Raw genomic sequence first — 18914 nt, forward strand, 5'->3', positions numbered from 1 at the left:
GGAAACCCTGCATTCAGCACAGCGCCATCTTCGATCCCCTAGTTTTGCATCGGGGACCTCGATTGGAAGGTGGAACGATGTTCTTGAAGAAACTGGCTCTGGCAGCATTGCTCGGTGCGAGCGCCATGGCCGCCGTGCCGGGAGAGGCGGAGGCGCGCGATCGCCATCACCGTCACTCCTATCATCATCGCGATTATGACCGCTGGGACGACCGCCGCGATTATCGGCGCTCCTATTACCGCGACAACCGCCGCGATTATCGGTCCCGTCATCGGTATCGGTGCCGGTCGAGCGGGACGACCGGGCTGATCGTCGGTGGCGCCGCGGGCGCGCTCCTTGGCCGCGAGGTCGACCGCTACGGCGATCGCACCCCCGGCACGATCATCGGCGCTGCAGCGGGCGCGCTGCTTGGTCGCGAGGTCGATCGCGGCGGGCGCTGCTGATCGCAGCGATCGAAAGCTCCGGGACGCGGCGCTCGCCGCGTCCCGGCAGTTCTTTCCGCTTGCCCTCCGCCCGCTCGAAACCTAAGGGCATCGGCGGTTCGGGGAGTAGCGCAGCCCGGTAGCGCGCCTGCTTTGGGAGCAGGATGTCGCAGGTTCGAATCCTGTCTCCCCGACCATTTTCGCGACGAACCGCCACGGCGGCTTCCGGCCGATCATTTCTCGTCGGTCTGGGAGCGCGAAGCGGTCCAGTCGATCGGCCCCTCAGCGAAACGCCTGTGAAGCTGCCGGAGCGACACGCGATTTCCCTCGCGGAAGAAGGCGATCAGCGCATCGCCCGCCGGCCCCGCAGGATAGCCGTTTCCCGTCAGGCGCACGCGGGTCGCCGCGGCACCGACCGACGTGAGAAGAAAGCTGCTAGTTACCCGGACATAGGCATCGGCATGGGGAAAACCCTCGGGCGTCCGCGTCGTTCGAAAGACGACACGATAGGGTTTCGTCCGCTCGAGCCACTGTTGTTCGATCGTGGACGCCGCACCGGGTTCCGCCCCGGCGTCGTAACCGGTCTCGAAATGATCCGGGAACCCCGGAACCTCCCGTGCCAGCGGCACGGCCCAGGTCCGCCAGCCGTCTACGGTGGCCAACGCCGTCCAGACCTCTTCCAGCGACGCCGGCACCGTAATTTCGTGGACAAGCGTGCGCGTGCCGTCGGTCTCGCTCGCCAGGTTCACATCGATCTGCTGCGCGGCGGCCGGCGATGCCGCCAGCAGCAGAAGCGCGGCATTCACGCCGCGCATTACCCTGCTCGTCATGGGTCGCTGCGCCTGCATGGCGTCAATTGATGGAAGGACCCGTTCCGAGTCAAGTGTCTCGACGGCTGGACGGGCGGCGCAATTGCCCTGACTGCAGCGGCCGGGCGAGCCCGTGGCCGACATGCGACGGATCGAGGAACATCGACCGCCCGTATCCGTTGCTCGGAAAGGTGGCGGTGCCACCAGCCATGTGTCGCCGCCCTCATCCCAGCAAGGAGAAGAAGCCATGACCGACACAATCGAACGCACCGAAACCCATCGCCTGATCGCCTCGAACAAGGTCGAGGGCACCGCGGTCTATAATCTGGAAGATGAAAAGCTCGGCACGATCGTCAATGTGATGATCGACAAGCGCTCGGGCCAGAGCGACTATGCCGTGCTCGAATTCGGCGGGCTCTTCGGCATCGGCAGCGATCATTATCCCATTCCGTGGGAGATGCTGACCTATGACACCGACAAGGGCGGCTATGTCGTGAACCTGACCAAGGATCAGGTTTCTGGCGCGCCGCGCTATTCGCGCGACGAGGCTCCCGAATATAGCGACGAATATGGCCGCACCATCTATGGCTATTACGGCCTCAGCTATCCGATGCTCTGAGGATGGCCCGCCGAACCGATCATCGCACGCAAAAGCCGGACTATCCGGCCGAAGCGGCGCGGGGTGGGGAGATCATCCTCACCACGCGGCGACGGCGGCTCGTCTTCCTGGGCGGGCTCGTCGCCTTCGTCCTGTTCGCGCTGATTGCGGCGATCCTGGCCCCCCACTGATCGCCTGCGATACGCGCCTAACGAAAAAGGCGGCCTTCCCGTCGGGAAGACCGCCCTTTTCGTTTCGGTCAAAGCCCCGGAGGGCTGCGACTTACTTCGCTTCTTCAGCCGGAGCGGCAGCGGCGTCAGCCGGAGCAGCGGCGGCGTCAGCGGCCGGAGCAGCAGCGGCGTCGGTCGCAGCTTCGGCGCCCGTGGCAGCAGCTTCGGCGCCAGCAGCAGCGGCATCGGCGCCGGCGGCGGCAGCGTCGGCACCGGCTTCGGCGGTCGCGTCGGCGGCCGGAGCTTCGGTGGTGGCGGCGTCGTCAGCAGCCTTTTCACCGCAAGCGGCGAGGGCGAACATGCTGGCAGCAACGGCGATAGCAGCAAACTTCTTCATGATGTGTGGGCTCCCTAAAATGCCTTTCCGCGCTGAGGAAAGTTTCCTGCGGCGCGAGCGGCGGGATTTAGTCTTTCCGCGGGAATCGTCAACAAAAATAATTGAGATGGTGCGGTGCGGCAGAAATCCGTCATTTCGACCGCACCCGGAAAATTCCTACGGCAGTTCGCTATCGCTGCTATTCGCAAGCAGCCCCAGAGTCGCGGTCCAGGCCACGACATTTTGACGCAATTGCGCGGGATCGACCTTGTCGAGCGTATCGTCCGGCGTGTGATGCAGGTCGAAATAGCGGGTGCCATCCTGTTGCAGATCGACCGCCGGCACGCCGGCCTGAATCAGCGCGCCGACATCGGCGCCACCATGCGCTTCGCCATGCCCCGTCACGACTCCGAAGGGCGCGAGCGCGACTCCGATCCGCTTCGCGAGATCGTCCGCGCTGTCGGGCAGCGAAAAATCGACTCGCCAGACGCGATCGGCGCCGAAATCGGATTCGAGCGCGACGGCATGCTTTTCCTTGCCGTGCTTATCGAAATAGGCTTGGCCGCCGAACACGCCGACTTCCTCGGCGCCGGCCCACAGCAGGCGGATCGTGCGGCGGGGCTGGCCCGCAGTCATGACGTGCTTTGCCGCGGCGGTGATGATGCCGCATCCCGCCGCGTCGTCGATCGCACCCGTCGCGAGATCCCAGCTATCGAGATGGCAGGCGATGATGACCGGGCTCGCGGCCGGGTCGCTGCCCGGAACCTCGGCGATGACATTGCCGGATGTCTGGTCGCCGATCGTCTTCGGGGTGAGCAGCAGTTTCATCTTGAGCGGACCGGTCGCGCGCTGGCGCTGGCGGACGAGCTGATCGGCATCGGGGTTGGATATCGCTCCGGCAGGGATCGGCGTCACGCCATCGGCGAAATTGGTCACGCCCGCGTGGGGATTGCGATGATTGTCGGTACCGATCGAGCGGATGACGATGCCGATCGCGCCTTTTTTGGCTGCGACGCTCGGCCCCATGAAGCGGCCGCGGCCATAGAGGCCATAGCCGCTACCGTCCTGAGTCGGCTCCATCTGGTTGTCGATGAAGACGATCTTGCCTTTGACCGCGCTGTCGGCCGCGGCCACGAGCGCGTCGAAGCTTGCGAAATAGGCGATCTCGCCCTCGATGCCCTTGGGCCCGGTCGAGCCGCTGTTGCCGAGGGCTGTGATCGCGAGCGATTGTGGCAGGAAGGGCCCGGTCAACCATGCCTTCTCCTCACCGCGTTGCCAGACCGGCATTTGATAGGGTTCCTCGCGCACGTTGGCGAAGCCCATCTTCTGAAGCGTTGCGACCGCCCATTTACGCGCCTCGGCCTCGCGATCGCTGCCGGCGGGGCGCGGCCCGATCTCGGTGGTCAGCCCCTCGGTGATCGCCCAGGCGGGGTCGTCGCCCTGCTGCGCAAGGTCGACGGCGCTCATCTGCTGAAAGGCGAAGGTGCTGGTGGCGGCGAGCGCGGCGAAGCCGACGGCGGCAAGCCCGGCGAGGCGGGCAGGGGTGCGGTGCTGTGTCATGGGCGCCGTCCTAGCCAGCAAGCGCCGCGCGGGGCAAGCGCCGATTGCCAAGCGAGCGCCCATTCGCTAACCGGCCCTCGATTCCCCATTCTCTTTCGGCCGCCGCGACCCGCGCGGCCCGCCAGTCTTTCGGAGCATTTCGATGGCCGCCCAATATAGTTTCGTGATGAAGGGTCTTTCGAAGACCTATCCCGGCGCGCAGAAGCCGACGCTCAACAACATCAACCTGCAATTCTATCCCGATGCGAAGATCGGCATCGTCGGTCCCAACGGCACCGGCAAATCGACGCTGATGAAGGTCATGGCGGGCATCGACAAGGATTTCACCGGCGAAGCCTGGCCGGGCGAGGGGATCACCGTCGGCTATCTGGCGCAGGAGCCGCAGCTCGACCCGACCAAGACGGTCAAGGAAAATGTCATGGACGGGGTGCGCCCGGTCGCCGACATGATGGATCGCTTCAACGAGATCAGCGCGCTGATGGCCGACCCGCCCGAGGACGCCGATTTCGACGCGCTGATGGCCGAGATGGGCGAATTGCAGGAAAAGATCGACGCCGTCGACGGCTGGACGCTCGACAACCAGCTCGAAATCGCGATGGAAGCGCTGCGCTGCCCGCCGGGCGACTGGAGCGTCGAGAATCTGTCGGGCGGCGAAAAGCGCCGCATCGCGCTGACCCGGCTGCTGCTCGAAAAGCCGTCGATCCTGCTGCTCGACGAACCGACCAACCATCTCGACGCCGAAAGCGTCGCCTGGCTCGAAAAGCATCTCGTCGACTATCCGGGCAACGTCATCCTCGTCACCCACGACCGCTATTTCCTCGACAATGTCGTGAATTGGATTCTCGAACTCGATCGCAGCCGCTATTTCGTCTACGAGGGCAATTATTCGACCTATCTGGAAAAGAAGGGCAAGCGCCTCGAACAGGAAGCGCGCGAGGACGCCGGACGCCAGAAGGCGATCAAGGACGAACTCGAATGGATCCGGCAATCTCCGAAAGCGCGTCAGGCCAAATCGAAGGCGCGTATCAAGAGCTTCGACCAGCTCGTCGAGGCACAGGAAAACCGCACCCCCGGCAAGGCGCAGATCGTCATCCAGGTTCCCGAGCGCCTCGGGGGCAAGGTGATCGAGGTGGCAAATCTGTCGAAAGCCTATGACGACAAGCTGCTGTTCGAGGATCTGTCCTTCACCCTGCCGCCCGGCGGCATCGTCGGCGTCATCGGCCCGAACGGCGCCGGCAAGTCGACCTTGTTCCGCCTGATCACGGGCCAGGAACAGCCCGACGGCGGCTCGATCGCGATCGGCGACACGGTGCGGCTCGGCTATGTCGACCAGAGTCGCGACGCGCTCGACCCGAACAAGAATGTCTGGGAGGAAATCTCGGGCGGCCACGACATGATGAGCGTCGGCAAGCACGAGATGCAGACGCGCGCCTATGTCGGCGCCTTCAACTTCAAGGGCACCGACCAGCAGAAGAAGGTCGGCATGCTTTCGGGCGGCGAACGGAACCGCGTGCATATGGCGAAGATGCTCAAGGCCGGCGGCAACGTCCTGCTGCTCGACGAGCCGACCAACGACCTCGACACTGAAACGCTCGCGGCGCTCGAGGAAGCGCTGGAGAATTTCGCGGGCTGCGCGGTGGTCATCAGCCACGACCGCTTCTTCCTCGACCGTCTCGCGACCCACATCCTCGCCTTCGAGGGCGACAGTCATGTCGAATGGTTCGAGGGCAATTTCGAAGCCTATGAGGAGGACAAGATCCGCCGCCTCGGCGACGAGGCGACGCGCCCGCATCGCACCTCCTACAAGAAGCTGACGCGGTAAGCGCCGTGGCCGAAGGGGAGGGGACACCGGCGCCGGTCTCGTCGAGCGCGATTCGCATGGAAGCGGACGCGCTCAACGCCTTTCTGGCGGAGGCTTTCCCCAATTCGGCGTCGGGCACGCGCGGCCGCGTCGTGTCGGCCGAACCGGGGCGCATCGTCGCGCGGCAGGAGCCGATCGAGACCATGCTGCGCCCAGGCGGGCTGATTTCCGGCCCAACCCAGATGGGGCTCGCCGACATGGCCGCCTATGCGCTCGTCCTCGCGCATATCGGGCCGGTTGCGATGGCGGTGACGAGCGCGCTTAACTATCAGTTCCTGCGCCCCTGCCTGCCCAAGCCGCTGACCGCCGAAGCCACCCTGCTGCGCCTCGGCAAGCGGCTCGCGGTCATGGACGTGCGGCTCTACACCGACGACGCGAGCCGTCCGGTCGGGCAGGCCAACGTGACCTATGCGATTCCCTGAACGGTCGGCGCATCGGCGCGCTCGGCCGGGGTCTTGGTCAGCAGGCTGACGACGACGATCGCGGCCATCGCCGCGGCAAAGCCCGGCACCAACTCATAGAGCGTGGCGCTCCACCCCGCCTGAATCCACACTATCACCACCACCGCGCCGGTCACCATCCCGGCAAGTGCGCCGCCGCGCGTCATGCGCGGCCACATCAGCGCGAGCAGGATGACCGGGCCGAATGCGGCGCCGAACCCGGCCCAGGCGTTGGCTACCAGCTTGAGCACGCTGCCGTTGGGGTTCTGCGCCAGCAGCATCGCGACCGCCGCGACCGCGACGATCGACAGGCGGCCGACGGTGACGATCTCGGTCTCGCCGGCTTGGCGCCGCACGAACAGGCGATAGAAATCCTCGGTCAGCGACGATCCGGTGACGAGAAGCTGTGCCGAAATGGTGCTCATGATCGCGGCAAGGATCGCCGAGAGCAGGAAGCCGAGCGCCAGCGGGTGGAGCAGCACCTGCCCGAGGACGATGAACACCGTCTCGGGATCGGTCAGCGGCGTCGCATGAACGCTGAACCAGGCGCGCCCGATCAGCCCGACCGCGATCGCGCCGACGAGCGAAATGCCCATCCAGGCGAGGCCGATGAAACGCGCGGTCGGGATATCCTTGACCGATCGGATCGCCATGAAGCGCACGATGATATGCGGCTGCCCGAAATAGCCGAGCCCCCAGGCCGCGGCCGAGATAATGGCGAGTGCGCTGGTGCCTCCGAACAGGCTGAGCATGTTCGGATCGATGTCGCGAAGAATGTCGCTGACGCTCGCGCCCTCGCCGAAATCGGCGAGCGCGACGATGGGCAAGGCGACGAGCGCTATCATCATGATTGTGCCCTGGACGAAATCGGTCAGGCTGACGGCAAGGAAGCCGCCGAGCACGACATAGGCGACGACGACCGAGGCCGTGACCCACAGCCCGGTCTGATAGGAAAAGCCGAACGCGGTCTCGAACAGCTTGCCGCCTGCGACGAGCCCCGAGGCGCTGTAGACGGCGAAGAATACGACGATCACCAGGCTCGCGACGATGCGCAATATATGGCTGTCGTCGGCGAAGCGATTGCCCAGGAATTCGGGGATGGTCAGCGAATCATCATATTGCTCGGTCTGCGCGCGCAGGCGGGGCGCGACGAGCACCCAGTTCGCCCAGGCACCGAGAAACAGCCCGATCGCGATCCAGCTTTCCGCAAGCCCGGATACATAGAGCGCGCCGGGCAGCCCGAGCATCAGCCAGCCCGACATGTCGGACGCCCCCGCCGCGAGCGCGGTGACCGCGGGGCCGAGACTGCGGCCGCTGAGAAGATATTCGCTGCTGTCGGCGGTCGACTTGCGCCAGGCGTAGATGCCGATGCCGAGCATCATCGCGAAATAAACGGAAATCGCGAGCAGGGTCAGATTGTTCATGAACGGTGGGTGTAACGCCTTTCAGCGCGAGCGCCAGCCTATCGTCTCAGGCCGGGGCGAACTCTCCGCTTTCCTCGTCCAGAACGTAAAGAATCCCCTCGTTGATCGCGAAAAAGGCGCCGCGAAGCCTCAGCCTGCCGCGCTGCTCTAGTTCCTGGATGCAGGGAAAGGTCCGCAGATTGGCAAGGCTGACCTTGACGCCGGCCAGTTCCATCGCGCGTCCGGCCTCGCGATTGGCATAGTCGGGGAATTCGGCCCGCACCCCGGCGCTCGCCTCGTCCAGCACCGCGATCCAGTCGGCGATGAAACCGCCGCGGCCCGGCTCGGCCCCGTCCATCGTGCGGTGGAGCGCCGCGTGGCAGCCGCCGCACATGCCATGCCCCATGACGACGATTTCCTCGACCTTCAGAAACTGCACCGCGAATTCGAGCGCTGCCGACACGCCGTGGCGGCCGGGGGTGGTCTCGAACGGCGGCACCAGCGCGGCGACGTTGCGGACGACAAAGATTTCGCCGGGATGGGTGTCGAAAATATCGGCCGGTTCCGACCGGCTGTCCGAACAGGCGATAATCATGACCTTGGGCGACTGGCCCACGGCCAGTTCCTCCCATCGCGTGCGCTGCTCCTGCCAGCCGTGGGTGCGGAAACGGGCATAGCCGGCGAGCAGGTCATCGAAGTGAGTCATAGCGGCGACCTACGCCGATCCGATCCCATGCACAACAAGTACGGTTGAGAAGAGTGACGCGCGCGCCTATGTGGGCGCGATGAACGCTCCCGTCCAACCCGTGTCCGACCGCGCCCCGCGCGCCCGCAAGCCCGACTGGATTCGCGTCAAGGCGCCGACTAGCCCCGGTTATGCCGAAACGCGCAAGCTGATGCGCGAGCTCAATCTGCATACGGTTTGCGAGGAAGCGGCCTGCCCGAACATCGGCGAATGCTGGACGAAAAAGCATGCGACGGTGATGATCCTCGGTGACACCTGCACGCGCGCCTGCGCCTTCTGCAACGTCAAGACGGGGATGCCGCGTCCTGTCGACCTGCTCGAACCCGAACATACCGCGATCGCCGCGGCGAAGATGGGGCTGACGCATATCGTCATCACCTCGGTCGACCGCGACGACCTGCCCGACGGCGGCGCGAGCCAGTTCGTCAAGGTCATCCAGGCGCTCCGCCGCGAGACCCCGACGACGACGATCGAAATCCTGACCCCCGATTTCCGCAACAAGCCCGAAAGCGCGGTTGCGGCGATCGTCGACGCGCGCCCCGACGTCTACAACCATAATCTCGAAACCGTGCCGCGGCTCTATCCGACGATCCGGCCCGGCGCGCGCTATTACGCTTCGCTGCGCCTGCTCGAACAGGTCAAGCGCCGCGATCCGTCGATCTTTACCAAGTCGGGGATCATGCTCGGCCTCGGCGAGGAGCGGATGGAGGTTCATCAGGTGATGGACGACATGCGCAGCGCCGACATCGACTTCATGACGATGGGCCAATATCTCCAGCCGACGCCGAAGCACGCCAAGGTGATCGATTTCGTGACCCCGCAGGCCTTCGACGCCTATGCGCAGATCGCGCGCGCCAAGGGTTTCCTGCAGGTCGCTTCGTCGCCGCTGACCCGGTCGAGCTATCACGCCGGCGACGATTTCGAGCGGATGCGCGCCGCGCGTGAAGCGCAACTCGCCCGCGTCGCGGACTGACCTTGCCGCGTCATCACGAAACGCGCGAGCTACCTTATAGCGCCGAACAGATGTTCGCGCTGGTGACGGATATCGCGCGCTATCCCGATTTCCTGCCCTGGGTGGTCGCATTGCGGGTCCGCAGCGACACCGAAAGCGAAGCGGTCGCCGACATGATCGTCGGCTTCAAGGGCCTGCGCGAAAGCTTCTCTTGCCGCGTCGAAAAGCAGCGGCCGGACCATGTCGCGGTGCATTATATCGACGGGCCGATGCGCCACCTCGACAATGAATGGCATTTCACGCCGATTGACGGCGGCGGCTGCCGCGTCGACTTCCTGGTCGATTTCTCGTTCCGCAACCGCCTGTTCGAGACGCTGGCGGGACAGATGTTCGACAAGGGGCTGCGCCGCATGATCGCGGCGTTCGAGGAACGCGCCGCGGTGCTTTATGGCGCGGGAAGCTCGATATCCTCGGACGGGCGCAGCGAATCCCTGTCGGGGTGAAGCAGGTCGAGCGCGAAGAGCGTCGCCGCGTGGCGGATCGCGGCGCGGTCGGTCGAATCGAACTGGATGCGCTGGGTGAAATAATCGTCGGGGTCCTGCCCGCGCAGGGCCCGCGCGAAGACGACCTGGCCGACCGGCTTCTTTTCCGACCCGCCGCCGGGGCCCGCGATGCCGGTGATCGCGACCGCGACGTCGGCATCGCTGTTCGCCAGCGCGCCCGCGGCCATCGCCCAAGCGGTGGCGAGCGATACCTCGCCGAAGGTTTCGAGGATTTCGCCGCTCACTTCGAGTTGGGTCTTCTTGGCGTCGGCCGAATAGGTGATAAAGCCACCCGAGAACACGTCGCTGCTTCCCGCAATGTCGGTGAGCGCGGCGCAGACCATGCCGCCAGTGCAGCTTTCGGCGACGGCGACGCGGCGCTCGGCGGCGCGGTTCGCGTCGAGGACGGCCGTGGCGGCGGCTTCGCGCGCAGCAAGGCGCGTTTCGGCATCGGGCAGCAACTCAAATCTCCGGAAGCTGTAACGTGGCGATGGCCTGTGCGGCGATCCCTTCCCGGCGGCCGGTGAACCCCAGCCGCTCCGTCGTGGTCGCCTTCACACTAATACGCGCGGGCGAAAGCGCAAGGATTTCGGCGATGTGTGCGCGCATGGCGTCCCGATACGGGCCGATCTTCGGCGCCTCGGCGATGATCGTCAGGTCGAGATGGGCGATCCGCCCGCCGGCCTGTGCGACACGCCGGCCGGCGAATTCCAGGAACCGCCATGACGCCGCGCCGCGCCATTCCGGGTCGCTCGGCTGGAAATGAGTGCCGATATCGCCGTCGGCAAGTGCGCCGAGAATCGCGTCGGTCAGCGCGTGAAGCGCGACATCGGCATCGCTATGCCCTTCAAGTCCATGACTATGCGCGATTTCCAGCCCGCCGATCCACAGCGGCTTGCCCGCAACCAGGCGGTGGACGTCATATCCCATGCCGACCGCGGTTCGCATGGACTTCTCCGTTCCCAGCAGCCCCGACAGGATACCGCTATCCTCGGCATATGTCAGCTTATGAAGCCGCGCGTCGCCCGCGACCGTCGCCACCGGCACGCCGATCCGCCGCACGAGTTGCGCGTCGTCGGTCGCCGTCTCGCCGGCCGCCGCGGCATGGGCGCGGCGCAGCGTGCCGAGTCCGAACGCCTGCGGCGTCTGGACGCGGGCGAGCGCAGCCCGATCGACGATGTCGCCGGCTTTGCCCTCGATTTCCCGGACCAGCGTGTCGGGAACGGGCAGGGTGGGAATCGCCGCCTCTGCCGCGTCGAGCGCCGCCAGCAGCCGGTCGATCACCGCGGCGGTCACGCCGGGCCGGGCGCTGTCGTGCACCAGCACGATGTTCGCGTCGTCCCACGACGCCAGCGCGGCAAGGCCGCTCGCCACCGACTGTTGCCGCTCGGCGCCGGGTGCGGCCGCAAGCCAGCCTGCCGGCAAGCCGCCGGTCGCGGCCACGACGTCATCCCCGGCCACCAGCACGCCCGCTGAAATCGCCGGATGGGCCGCGAAGGCGTCGAGGCACCAGCGCAGCACTGGCTTGCCGCCGAGCGGTTCGAGTTGCTTGGGCTGCGTGAAACCGGCGCGCCTTCCGCGTCCGCCGGCGAGCAGGATCACGGCGACGCGCGGGGTAGGGGAAGGCGCGGAGTCGGACATAAGCCGCGCCGGTTAGCGCAGCATCGGCTTGCGGGAAAGCGCCTTAACGTGTAGGGGCGTGCTCAAATTTTAGGCAATTTCGACGAAAGCTCCCCGCCATGGCGCCGCTGCGGCCCATCCAGATCGGCAACATCACCATCGCGGATCCCGTGATCCTCGCGCCGATGACGGGCGTCACCGACCTGCCGTTCCGCAAGATGGTGCGCCGTTACGGCTCGGGACTCAACGTCACCGAGATGATCGCGAGCCAGGCGGCGATCCGCGAGACGCGCCAGTCGATCCAGAAAGCGGCCTGGGACCCGATCGAGGAGCCGGTGTCGATGCAACTCGTCGGCTGCACCCCCTATGAAATGGGCGAGGCGGCGAAGCTGAACGAAGATCGCGGCGCCGCGATCATCGACATCAACATGGGCTGCCCGGTGCGCAAAGTCACCAACGGCGACGCCGGATCAGCACTGATGCGCGAGCCGAAGCTCGCCGCGGCGCTGATCGAAGCCTGTGTCAAGGCAGTGGAAGTGCCGGTGACCGTCAAGATGCGGATGGGCTGGGACCATGACAGCCTGAACGCCCCCGAACTCGCGCATATCGCCGAGGATCTGGGCGCGAAACTGGTGACGGTGCACGGCCGGACCCGCAACCAGATGTATCGCGATACCGCAGACTGGGGCTTCGTTCGTCGGGTCAAGGACGCGGTGTCGGTTCCGGTCATCGTCAACGGCGACATCTGCTCGGTCGATGATGCGCGCACCGCGCTGGCACAGAGCGGCGCCGACGGGGTGATGATCGGCCGCGGCGCCTATGGCCGGCCGTGGCTGCTCGGCCAGGTCATGGCGGCACTGCGCGGCGAGGGCGAGCGCCCCGATCCGGGCATTGACGAGCAATATGCCATTATTACAACGCATTATCGCGCGATAATCGATCATTATGGCGAAATGACCGGGGTCAATATGGCGCGCAAGCATCTCGGCTGGTACGTCAAGGGTCTGCCGGGCTCGGCCGAGTTCCGCAACAAGGTCAACCAGATTCCGGGCAGCAGGGATGTGCTCGACGCGCTCGCCCGCTTCTACGGCCCCTTCCTCAGCAAGGCTGCTGCGTGACCGCGCTCACGTCGAGCATTCCGGCCTTCGATCATGAGGAACTCATCCAGTCGCACCCGGTCGCCACGCTGCTGATCGACCGGGGCGGAGTGGTGCTGTTCGTCAACGCCGCCGCCGAGCAGCTCTGCAACCTCAGCCGCTCGGCCATGGTCGGGCGCGTCGTCTATGACGTCATCCGCATGGATCGCGGCTACCGCCAGCGGATGAGCAATCCCGCGACCTCGGCCCTGTTCGCGCACCGTACCGAAATCTCGGTTGGCGCCCGCAAGGCGATCTTCGTCGACCTGCAGATGGTGCCCTATGGCCAGAGCGGCCACCGCATCCTCGCGCTGATCCCGTCGCAGAGCGAGGCCGAGCTGATGGGTGGCGTGACCGGCCGTCCGGGCCGCGCCGCGGGCGCCGCTGCCTCGATGCTCGCGCACGAGATCAAGAATCCGCTCGCCGGCATCAAGGGGGCGGCGCAGCTCCTCGCGCGCAAGACCGACGCCGGCGGCGAACGCTTCACGACGCTCATCTGCGCCGAGGTCGACCGGATCGCGACACTGATCGACCAGATGGAGCATTTTTCGCGCGGCCAGCCGGTCGCCTGCTCGGCGATCAACCTCTATCCGCCGATCCACCAGGCGATGGAGGCGGCGCGCGCGCGGCAGGTGCCGAGCGTCCGCTTCATCGAGGATTTCGATCCGTCGCTGCCGCTCGTGCTCGGTAACCATGACGCCATGGTGCAGATATTGCTCAATCTCGTCACCAACGCCTGCGAGGCGTTGGGCGGACGCGACGACGCCGTCGTCCGCATCGCCACCGCCTATCGCCACGGCCTGTCGATCGACAATGACGACGGGCGCGGCCGCATCGCACTGCCGATCGAACTCAGCGTCAGCGACAACGGTCCCGGCGTTCCCGCCGATATTCGCGGCGACCTGTTCGATCCCTTCGTGACCACCAAGCGCGAGGGACGGGGACTCGGCCTCGCGCTGGTCGCGAAGCTCGCGCGCGACATGGGCGGCACCGTCCAGCATGTCCGGGACGGCGACTGGACGCGCTTTCGCGTGCATCTGCCCACCCCCGGCCGGCGGGAGGCGGCGGCGTGACCGACGCCAAAACCATCCTGCTCGTCGAGGATGATCCGGCGATCGCGCTGATCATCCGCGAGACGCTGGCGACGGAATGCGGCCGACTCGCGTCGGTCGCCAGCATCGCCGAGCGCAACGCCTGGCTTGCCGACAATCGCCCCGATCTCATCATCACCGACGTCGTGCTGCCCGATGGCGACGGCATCGACTCGCTGCCCGGCGTGGGCGTCGATCCGCTGACGCCGGTGATCGTGCTGTCGGCGCAGAATACGCTCGACACTGCGGTGCGTGCGACCGGCATCGGCAGTTACGACTATCTGCCCAAGCCTTTCGATCTCGACGAACTGACAGCCAGCGTGCGCGCCGCGCTCCAGCGCCGCACGCTGCCGAGCGCGCACGCCGCCCCGGCCCCGGCCGACAGCCACGGCCTCGTCGGCCGTGCACCAGCGATGCAGGCGGTCTATCGCACCATCGCGCGGCTCGCGACCAACGATCTCGCGGTGCTGATCCTCGGCGAATCGGGCACCGGCAAGGAGGTGGTCGCGCGTGCGATCCACGCGACCGGGCTGCGGCGCGGCGGCCCCTTCGTCGCGATCAACATGGCGGCCATTCCGCGCGAGTTGATCGAGGCCGAGCTTTTCGGCCACGAGAAGGGCGCCTTCACCGGCGCGACCAGCCGCAATGCGGGCCGTTTCGAGCAGGCAGCGGGCGGCACGCTCTTCCTCGACGAGATCGGCGACATGCCGCTTGAGGCGCAGACCCGGTTGCTGCGCGTCCTCCAGACCAGCGAATATTCGACCGTGGGCGGCAGTCAGGCGCTCCGGGCCGACGTGCGGGTCATCGCCGCGACCCACCGCGACATGCGCAATCTCGTCGCCGATGGCCGCTTCCGCGAGGATCTTTTCTACCGCCTCAACGTCATCCCGGTGATGTTGCCGCCGCTGCGCGACCGGCGCAGCGATATCGCCGCGCTCGCCGGCCATTTCGTCGAGGCGGGACGCCATGCGGGGCTGCCCGACCGCCAGTTCGCCCCCGCCGCGATGCAGCGGCTGGAACGCCACGACTGGCCCGGCAATGTCCGCGAGCTTGGTAATGTCGTGCAACGGCTCGCGGTGCTTTCGCGCGATACGGTGGTGACGGCGCGCGATGTCGAGGCCGTGCTCGGGGACGGGGGCGAGGGAGTCAGCCTTGCCGAGCCCGCCGACCTGATCGCGCGCGCCATCGACGATTGGGCGCGCGAGCAGTTGCTGCGAAACGAGGGCGACGGCGATATCCACGCCCGGCTCCAGGCGATCGTCGAGGCAGCGCTGCTCCGCCGCACGCTACGCGAGGTGCGCGGCAACCAGCTCGAGGCGGCACGGCGTCTCGGCATCAATCGCAACACGTTGCGCAAGCGGCTCGGGCAGCTCGCGATCGATCCCGCGCAGCCCTGACGGCGTCGCACCCGGCCCGGCAAGGGCCGGCATCGGCACGAAATCCGCCCATTTGCAAAGTTAACGCATATTGTGTGTTCTCTATGCAACAGCTTTGTCGTATCGCAGCAACAATGGCGCAAACCGTACCCTTGACCTTTGATGGGGATTCCGACGAACAGACCGCTCGCTCGGGCCTTTGGCGCTTTGCGGCCCCCGAATATTATGCGCTCGCCCTCGCGATCAGCATCGGCATCGCCACCTATATCTTCGTGACCGGCGATGCGCAGAGCGAACGACTGCTGACGCCAGCTCTGGTCGCAGCGATCATGGTCGCGAACCTGGTTCCGGCGATGGCGCTGATCGTGCTGACCGGCAGCCGCATCGCGCGCGCGCGCGCCGTACGATCGATGGCGGGAGGAAGTGGTCGCCTCCACGTCCGGCTGGTTGCGCTCTTCTCGTTGCTTGCAGCGGCACCGACGCTGCTTGTGGTGATCTTCGCGTCGCTGCTATTCCAATATGGCGTTGATTTTTGGTACTCGGATCGCTCGCGCGGGATGTTCGAAAATGCCGCGGGTCTTGCCGAAGGCTATTATCAGGAGAATCAACGCGAGGTCGGCGACAACACGGCCGTCATGGCTGGCGACATCAGTAAAAAGCTGATGCAAGTCCCTATCGAAAGCCGCGAGTTCCAAGACTATTATTATCTTCAGGTCTTGTCCAGAAACCTGAATGAGTCAGCGATAATCGAAATCGGGGCGGACAATATCGCGCGCACCGCAGCGATGATTAACCCAGACAATCGCGATGTCGAAACGAGACTTCCCCGAGGAATCATTGCGCGGTTGAATGCGGGTGAAGACGTGGTGGTCGTACGCGAGGCCAACCGGATCGAGGCGGCCACGCGTATGCCTGGCAGCAGGAGCGCCTACCTCTACGCCTCGCGCGACTTTAACGTACCAGGCTTCCAGCAATCAATCCGCGCCGGCAACGTGCTGGCCGATTATAACGCGCTATTCGATCGTTCACAGAAGCTGCAGCTTCAGTTCAACGGTGCGCTCTATCTGGGCTCGCTGCTCCTGCTTGCGCTCGCGGTGGTCGCGGCGATCGTCGTCGCCGACCGGATCGTACGGCCGCTCGGCACGCTGATCGGCGCGACGCGGACCGCCGCGGGCGGTGATCTTTCGGTGCGCGTCGAACCCTCGGAACGGGACGATGAAATCGCCGTGCTGACGCGCGCCTTCAACCGCATGACCGAACAGTTGCAGGGTCAGACGGGCGCACTCGTCAATGCCAATGAGCAGTTGGAGGCACGCCGCAGCTTCATCGAGGCGGTGCTCAGCGGCATCACCTCCGCCGTCGTCTCGGTCGGCGCGGATCATCGCATCCTCCTCGCCAATGCCGCCGCCGAACGGCTGGTCGGCACCGCGGGAGAGACTCTCACCGGCAAGCCGCTCGCCGAGGTCGCGCCGGAACTCGTCCATCTTCTCGAAGGCGAGGAGCATGAGGCGATCGTCCAGCTCGCGCGCAAGGACGCCGAACCCGCGACCTTCGCCGCCAAGGCGGTCGCGCAGGGCGACGGTTTTGTGCTCAGTTTCGAGGATATCACCCAGCAATTGCTCGATCAGCGCCGCGCCGCCTGGTCTGACGTCGCGCGGCGCATCGCGCACGAGATCAAGAATCCGCTCACTCCGATCCAGCTCGCCGCCGAACGGCTCCAACGGCGTTTCGGGGACAAGGTCGAGGGCGATACCGCGACCTTCAAGCGGCTGACCGATACGGTGATCCGCCAGGTTCACGACATGCGGCGCATGGTCGACGAATTTTCGAGCTTCGCGCGCATGCCCAAGCCGACCTTCGGGGTCGAGGACGTGCGCGACATCCTGAAGCAGGCCGTGTTCCTCTTCGAAGTCGCCAAGCCCGACATCCGATTCCACGTCCGCACGCCGGATGCGATCGAACCGCTGGTCTGCGACCGCCGCCTCCTGTCCCAGGCGCTGACGAACATTATCAAGAATGCCGTCGAGGCTATCGAAGAAAAGTCGAAAAAATCCGATCATGACGGTTCGGGCGCGATCGACGCGCAACTCGATGTAGGCCCCGGCGATGTCATCCGCATCATCGTCACCGACGACGGAATCGGGCTGCCGCAGGCGCGCGACGCGATCGCCGAACCCTATATGACGACGCGGCAGGGCGGCACCGGGCTGGGCCTCGCGATCGTCAAGAAGATCGTCGAACAGCATTATGGCGAGATGGAATTCACGGATAATCCGGCGGGGCAGGGGACGCGCGTGACGCTGACCCTGCATCCCGACCGGCTTCGGCCGCTGGCCGGCAAGGGCGGGGAAGGGGGAGAAAGTAGTAATCGGGGTCAGGCCGAATCGGTGCCTGGCCGCATCAGAATTCGACAGGACAGAGAAGATCATGGCGCTTGATATTTTGATCGTCGACGACGAGCGGGACATTTGCGAACTGGTCGCCGGCGTCATGGAGGATGAAGGCTATGAGGCGCGCACCGCCGGCGACAGCGACGCCGCGCTGGAGGCGATCCGTCAGCGCCGCCCCTCGCTCGCACTGATCGACGTCTGGCTCCAGGGATCGCGGCTCGACGGCCTCGGCCTCGTCGAAGCAATCAAGGCGTTCGACCCGACCCTGCCGATCATCGTGATTTCGGGCCACGGCGGACTGGACACTGCGGTCGCCGCGATCCGCCGCGGTGCCTTCGACTTCATCGAAAAGCCGTTCGAGGCCGAACGGCTCCTTCACCTCGTCGCCCGCGCGACCGAAAGCGAGCGGCTGAAATTCGAATATGAGCGGCTGCGCGAAAAGGCGGGCCCCGCCGACGAACTGACCGGCACCAGCGCCGCCATCAACAATGTCCGCGCGACGCTGAAGCGCGTCGCCGGTACCGGCAGCCGCGTCCTCATCACCGGCGCGCCGGGGGTGGGCAAGGAGGTCGCCGCGCGCGTGCTCCACGGCTGGAGCGGCCGCCAGAGCGCGCCCTTCCGCGTCATCTCCTCGGCGCGCATGGACCCGGAAACGGTCGAGGCCGAACTGTTCGGCACCGAATCCGACGACGGGTCGATTCGCGTCGGCCTGCTCGAACAGGCGCATGGCGGCACGCTCTTCCTCGACGAGGTCGCCGACATGCCGTTGACCACGCAGGGCAAAATCCTGCGCGTCCTGACCGAGCAGAGCTTCACCCGTGTCGGGGGACGTACGATGATCCGCGTCGACGTCCGCATCATCTCGGGCTCGGCGCGCGACCTGACCGCCGAAATTGCCGAGAAGCGCTTTCGCGAGGATCTTTATTACCGGCTCAACGTCGTGCCGGTGCATATCCCGCCGCTACGCGAGCGGCGCGACGACATCGCGGCGCTGTGCGACCATTTCGTCAGCCGCTACGCCGCCGAGCGCCGCGTGCCGCCGCCCGAGATCAGCGCCGAGGCGATGGCGGCGCTTCAGGCGCACGACTGGCCCGGCAACGTCCGCGAATTGCGCAACGTCGTCGAGCGGGTCATGATCCTCGCGCCGAGCGACCGGCTCGCGCGGATCGACGCCGACATGCTGCCCGCCGAGCTGGTGCGCGGCGGCACCGACATCTTGCCACACGCCGAATCGATCACCGCAATCCCGCTCAAGGAGGCGCGCGAGAATTTCGAGCGCGAGTATCTGCGCATCCAGATCAACCGTTTTTCGGGCAATATCTCACGCACCGCGAGCTTCATCGGCATGGAACGCTCGGCCCTGCACCGCAAGCTGAAGCTGCTGGGATTGACCGACAATCCGGACGGGGAGGGGTGAGGAGGC

19 protein-coding genes and 1 tRNA gene are annotated in these 18914 nt (G+C 66.0%); 13 read left to right on the plus strand and 7 right to left on the minus strand.

The features are described from left to right. Positions 1 to 77: 77 nt before the first annotated feature. The gene (locus FHR21_RS16580; RefSeq protein WP_184100323.1) at positions 78 to 443 is read left to right on the plus strand and encodes a glycine zipper 2TM domain-containing protein; all 366 of its coding nucleotides are present in this window, start codon (positions 78 to 80) and stop codon (positions 441 to 443) included. 99 nt (positions 444 to 542) lie between these two features. Continuing rightward, a tRNA-Pro gene (locus tag FHR21_RS16585) sits at positions 543 to 619 on the plus strand. 36 nt (positions 620 to 655) lie between these two features. Here FHR21_RS16585 and FHR21_RS16590 read toward each other — a convergent pair. After that, the gene (locus tag FHR21_RS16590) at positions 656 to 1270 is read right to left on the minus strand and encodes an SRPBCC family protein (protein WP_184100325.1); all 615 of its coding nucleotides are present in this window, start codon (positions 1268 to 1270) and stop codon (positions 656 to 658) included. Between the two features lie 208 nt (positions 1271 to 1478). Here FHR21_RS16590 and FHR21_RS16595 point away from each other — a divergent pair, with 208 nt between their 5' ends. After that, on the plus strand, positions 1479 to 1850 hold the full coding sequence (locus FHR21_RS16595; protein ID WP_184100327.1) for a PRC-barrel domain-containing protein: 372 nt from the start codon (positions 1479 to 1481) through the stop codon (positions 1848 to 1850). 2 nt (positions 1851 to 1852) lie between these two features. Further along, on the plus strand, positions 1853 to 2020 hold the full coding sequence (locus tag FHR21_RS16600) for a peptide ABC transporter permease (RefSeq protein ID WP_184100329.1): 168 nt from the start codon (positions 1853 to 1855) through the stop codon (positions 2018 to 2020). A 91-nt stretch (positions 2021 to 2111) separates the two neighbouring features. Here the strand turns inward: FHR21_RS16600 and FHR21_RS16605 are convergent, their stop codons facing one another. Together FHR21_RS16605 and FHR21_RS16610 are read right to left on the minus strand one after the other, a co-directional pair. Beyond that, on the minus strand, positions 2112 to 2396 hold the full coding sequence (locus tag FHR21_RS16605) for a hypothetical protein (RefSeq protein WP_184100331.1): 285 nt from the start codon (positions 2394 to 2396) through the stop codon (positions 2112 to 2114). Positions 2397 to 2552: 156 nt separating this feature from the next. Next, positions 2553 to 3935: a M28 family peptidase gene (locus FHR21_RS16610; RefSeq protein WP_184100333.1), complete on the minus strand. Its 1383-nt coding sequence runs from the start codon at positions 3933 to 3935 to the stop codon at positions 2553 to 2555. Positions 3936 to 4077: 142 nt separating this feature from the next. On the opposite strand from FHR21_RS16610, the gene ettA reads away from it, so the two are divergent. Both ettA and FHR21_RS16620 read left to right on the plus strand, forming a co-directional pair. After that, the gene (ettA, locus tag FHR21_RS16615) at positions 4078 to 5757 is read left to right on the plus strand and encodes an energy-dependent translational throttle protein EttA (protein ID WP_184100335.1); all 1680 of its coding nucleotides are present in this window, start codon (positions 4078 to 4080) and stop codon (positions 5755 to 5757) included. A gap of 5 nt (positions 5758 to 5762) precedes the next feature. After that, positions 5763 to 6218, plus strand: coding sequence for a PaaI family thioesterase (locus FHR21_RS16620; protein WP_338113194.1), 456 nt, complete (start codon positions 5763 to 5765; stop codon positions 6216 to 6218). Here the strand turns inward: FHR21_RS16620 and putP are convergent. Beyond that, the gene (gene putP / locus FHR21_RS16625; protein ID WP_184100337.1) at positions 6203 to 7660 is read right to left on the minus strand and encodes a sodium/proline symporter PutP; all 1458 of its coding nucleotides are present in this window, start codon (positions 7658 to 7660) and stop codon (positions 6203 to 6205) included. The genes FHR21_RS16620 and putP overlap by 16 nt on opposite strands. A gap of 46 nt (positions 7661 to 7706) precedes the next feature. Beyond that, a complete protein-coding gene (locus tag FHR21_RS16630) occupies positions 7707 to 8345 on the minus strand; it encodes a carbonic anhydrase (RefSeq protein ID WP_184100339.1) in 639 nt (212 codons plus the stop codon). Positions 8346 to 8424: 79 nt separating this feature from the next. Between FHR21_RS16630 and lipA the strand changes: the two genes are divergently transcribed. Then, a complete protein-coding gene (gene lipA, locus FHR21_RS16635) occupies positions 8425 to 9357 on the plus strand; it encodes a lipoyl synthase (protein WP_184100341.1) in 933 nt (310 codons plus the stop codon). A gap of 2 nt (positions 9358 to 9359) precedes the next feature. Continuing rightward, positions 9360 to 9839: a type II toxin-antitoxin system RatA family toxin gene (locus FHR21_RS16640; RefSeq protein ID WP_184100343.1), complete on the plus strand. Its 480-nt coding sequence runs from the start codon at positions 9360 to 9362 to the stop codon at positions 9837 to 9839. Here FHR21_RS16640 and FHR21_RS16645 read toward each other — a convergent pair. Then, complete coding sequence (locus tag FHR21_RS16645) at positions 9782 to 10339, minus strand: CinA family protein (protein ID WP_184100345.1); 558 nt, start codon at positions 10337 to 10339, stop codon at positions 9782 to 9784. The genes FHR21_RS16640 and FHR21_RS16645 overlap by 58 nt on opposite strands. A 1-nt stretch (position 10340) precedes the next feature. Next, positions 10341 to 11519, minus strand: coding sequence for a 2-C-methyl-D-erythritol 2,4-cyclodiphosphate synthase (ispF, locus tag FHR21_RS16650; RefSeq protein ID WP_184100347.1), 1179 nt, complete (start codon positions 11517 to 11519; stop codon positions 10341 to 10343). A 98-nt stretch (positions 11520 to 11617) separates the two neighbouring features. Here ispF and dusB point away from each other — a divergent pair, with 98 nt between their 5' ends. From dusB to ntrX, 5 genes are all read left to right on the plus strand, one after another. Next, positions 11618 to 12616: a tRNA dihydrouridine synthase DusB gene (dusB, locus tag FHR21_RS16655; RefSeq protein ID WP_184100349.1), complete on the plus strand. Its 999-nt coding sequence runs from the start codon at positions 11618 to 11620 to the stop codon at positions 12614 to 12616. After that, on the plus strand, positions 12613 to 13707 hold the full coding sequence (locus FHR21_RS21210) for an ATP-binding protein (protein WP_184100351.1): 1095 nt from the start codon (positions 12613 to 12615) through the stop codon (positions 13705 to 13707). Before dusB ends, FHR21_RS21210 begins: the two co-directional genes overlap by 4 nt. Then, positions 13704 to 15122: a sigma 54-interacting transcriptional regulator gene (locus FHR21_RS16665; RefSeq protein ID WP_184100353.1), complete on the plus strand. Its 1419-nt coding sequence runs from the start codon at positions 13704 to 13706 to the stop codon at positions 15120 to 15122. Before FHR21_RS21210 ends, FHR21_RS16665 begins: the two co-directional genes overlap by 4 nt. A 131-nt stretch (positions 15123 to 15253) precedes the next feature. Beyond that, positions 15254 to 17539, plus strand: coding sequence for a sensor histidine kinase (locus tag FHR21_RS16670; RefSeq protein ID WP_246427282.1), 2286 nt, complete (start codon positions 15254 to 15256; stop codon positions 17537 to 17539). Further along, on the plus strand, positions 17529 to 18908 hold the full coding sequence (gene ntrX / locus FHR21_RS16675; protein WP_184100355.1) for a nitrogen assimilation response regulator NtrX: 1380 nt from the start codon (positions 17529 to 17531) through the stop codon (positions 18906 to 18908). The genes FHR21_RS16670 and ntrX overlap by 11 nt, the downstream gene beginning before the upstream one ends. Positions 18909 to 18914: the final 6 nt, after the last annotated feature.

Origin of the sequence: Sphingopyxis panaciterrulae, from assembly GCF_014199295.1 — a bacterium.
GTDB classification, from domain to species: Bacteria; Pseudomonadota; Alphaproteobacteria; order Sphingomonadales; family Sphingomonadaceae; genus Sphingopyxis; species Sphingopyxis panaciterrulae.

Excerpts from the sequence above, each read along its gene's own strand:
- FHR21_RS16580 (WP_184100323.1), top strand. The coding sequence starts at position 78 with ATGTTCTTGAAGAAACTGGCTCTGGCAGCATTGCTCGGTGCGAGCGCC.
- FHR21_RS16590 (WP_184100325.1), bottom strand. The coding sequence starts at position 1,270 with ATGCAGGCGCAGCGACCCATGACGAGCAGGGTAATGCGCGGCGTGAAT.
- FHR21_RS16595 (WP_184100327.1), top strand. The coding sequence starts at position 1,479 with ATGACCGACACAATCGAACGCACCGAAACCCATCGCCTGATCGCCTCG.
- FHR21_RS16600 (WP_184100329.1), top strand. The coding sequence starts at position 1,853 with ATGGCCCGCCGAACCGATCATCGCACGCAAAAGCCGGACTATCCGGCC.
- FHR21_RS16605 (WP_184100331.1), bottom strand. The coding sequence starts at position 2,396 with ATGAAGAAGTTTGCTGCTATCGCCGTTGCTGCCAGCATGTTCGCCCTC.
- FHR21_RS16610 (WP_184100333.1), bottom strand. The coding sequence starts at position 3,935 with ATGACACAGCACCGCACCCCTGCCCGCCTCGCCGGGCTTGCCGCCGTC.
- ettA (WP_184100335.1), top strand. The coding sequence starts at position 4,078 with ATGGCCGCCCAATATAGTTTCGTGATGAAGGGTCTTTCGAAGACCTAT.
- putP (WP_184100337.1), bottom strand. The coding sequence starts at position 7,660 with ATGAACAATCTGACCCTGCTCGCGATTTCCGTTTATTTCGCGATGATG.
- FHR21_RS16630 (WP_184100339.1), bottom strand. The coding sequence starts at position 8,345 with ATGACTCACTTCGATGACCTGCTCGCCGGCTATGCCCGTTTCCGCACC.
- lipA (WP_184100341.1), top strand. The coding sequence starts at position 8,425 with ATGAACGCTCCCGTCCAACCCGTGTCCGACCGCGCCCCGCGCGCCCGC.
- ispF (WP_184100347.1), bottom strand. The coding sequence starts at position 11,519 with ATGTCCGACTCCGCGCCTTCCCCTACCCCGCGCGTCGCCGTGATCCTG.
- dusB (WP_184100349.1), top strand. The coding sequence starts at position 11,618 with ATGGCGCCGCTGCGGCCCATCCAGATCGGCAACATCACCATCGCGGAT.
- ntrX (WP_184100355.1), top strand. The coding sequence starts at position 17,529 with ATGGCGCTTGATATTTTGATCGTCGACGACGAGCGGGACATTTGCGAA.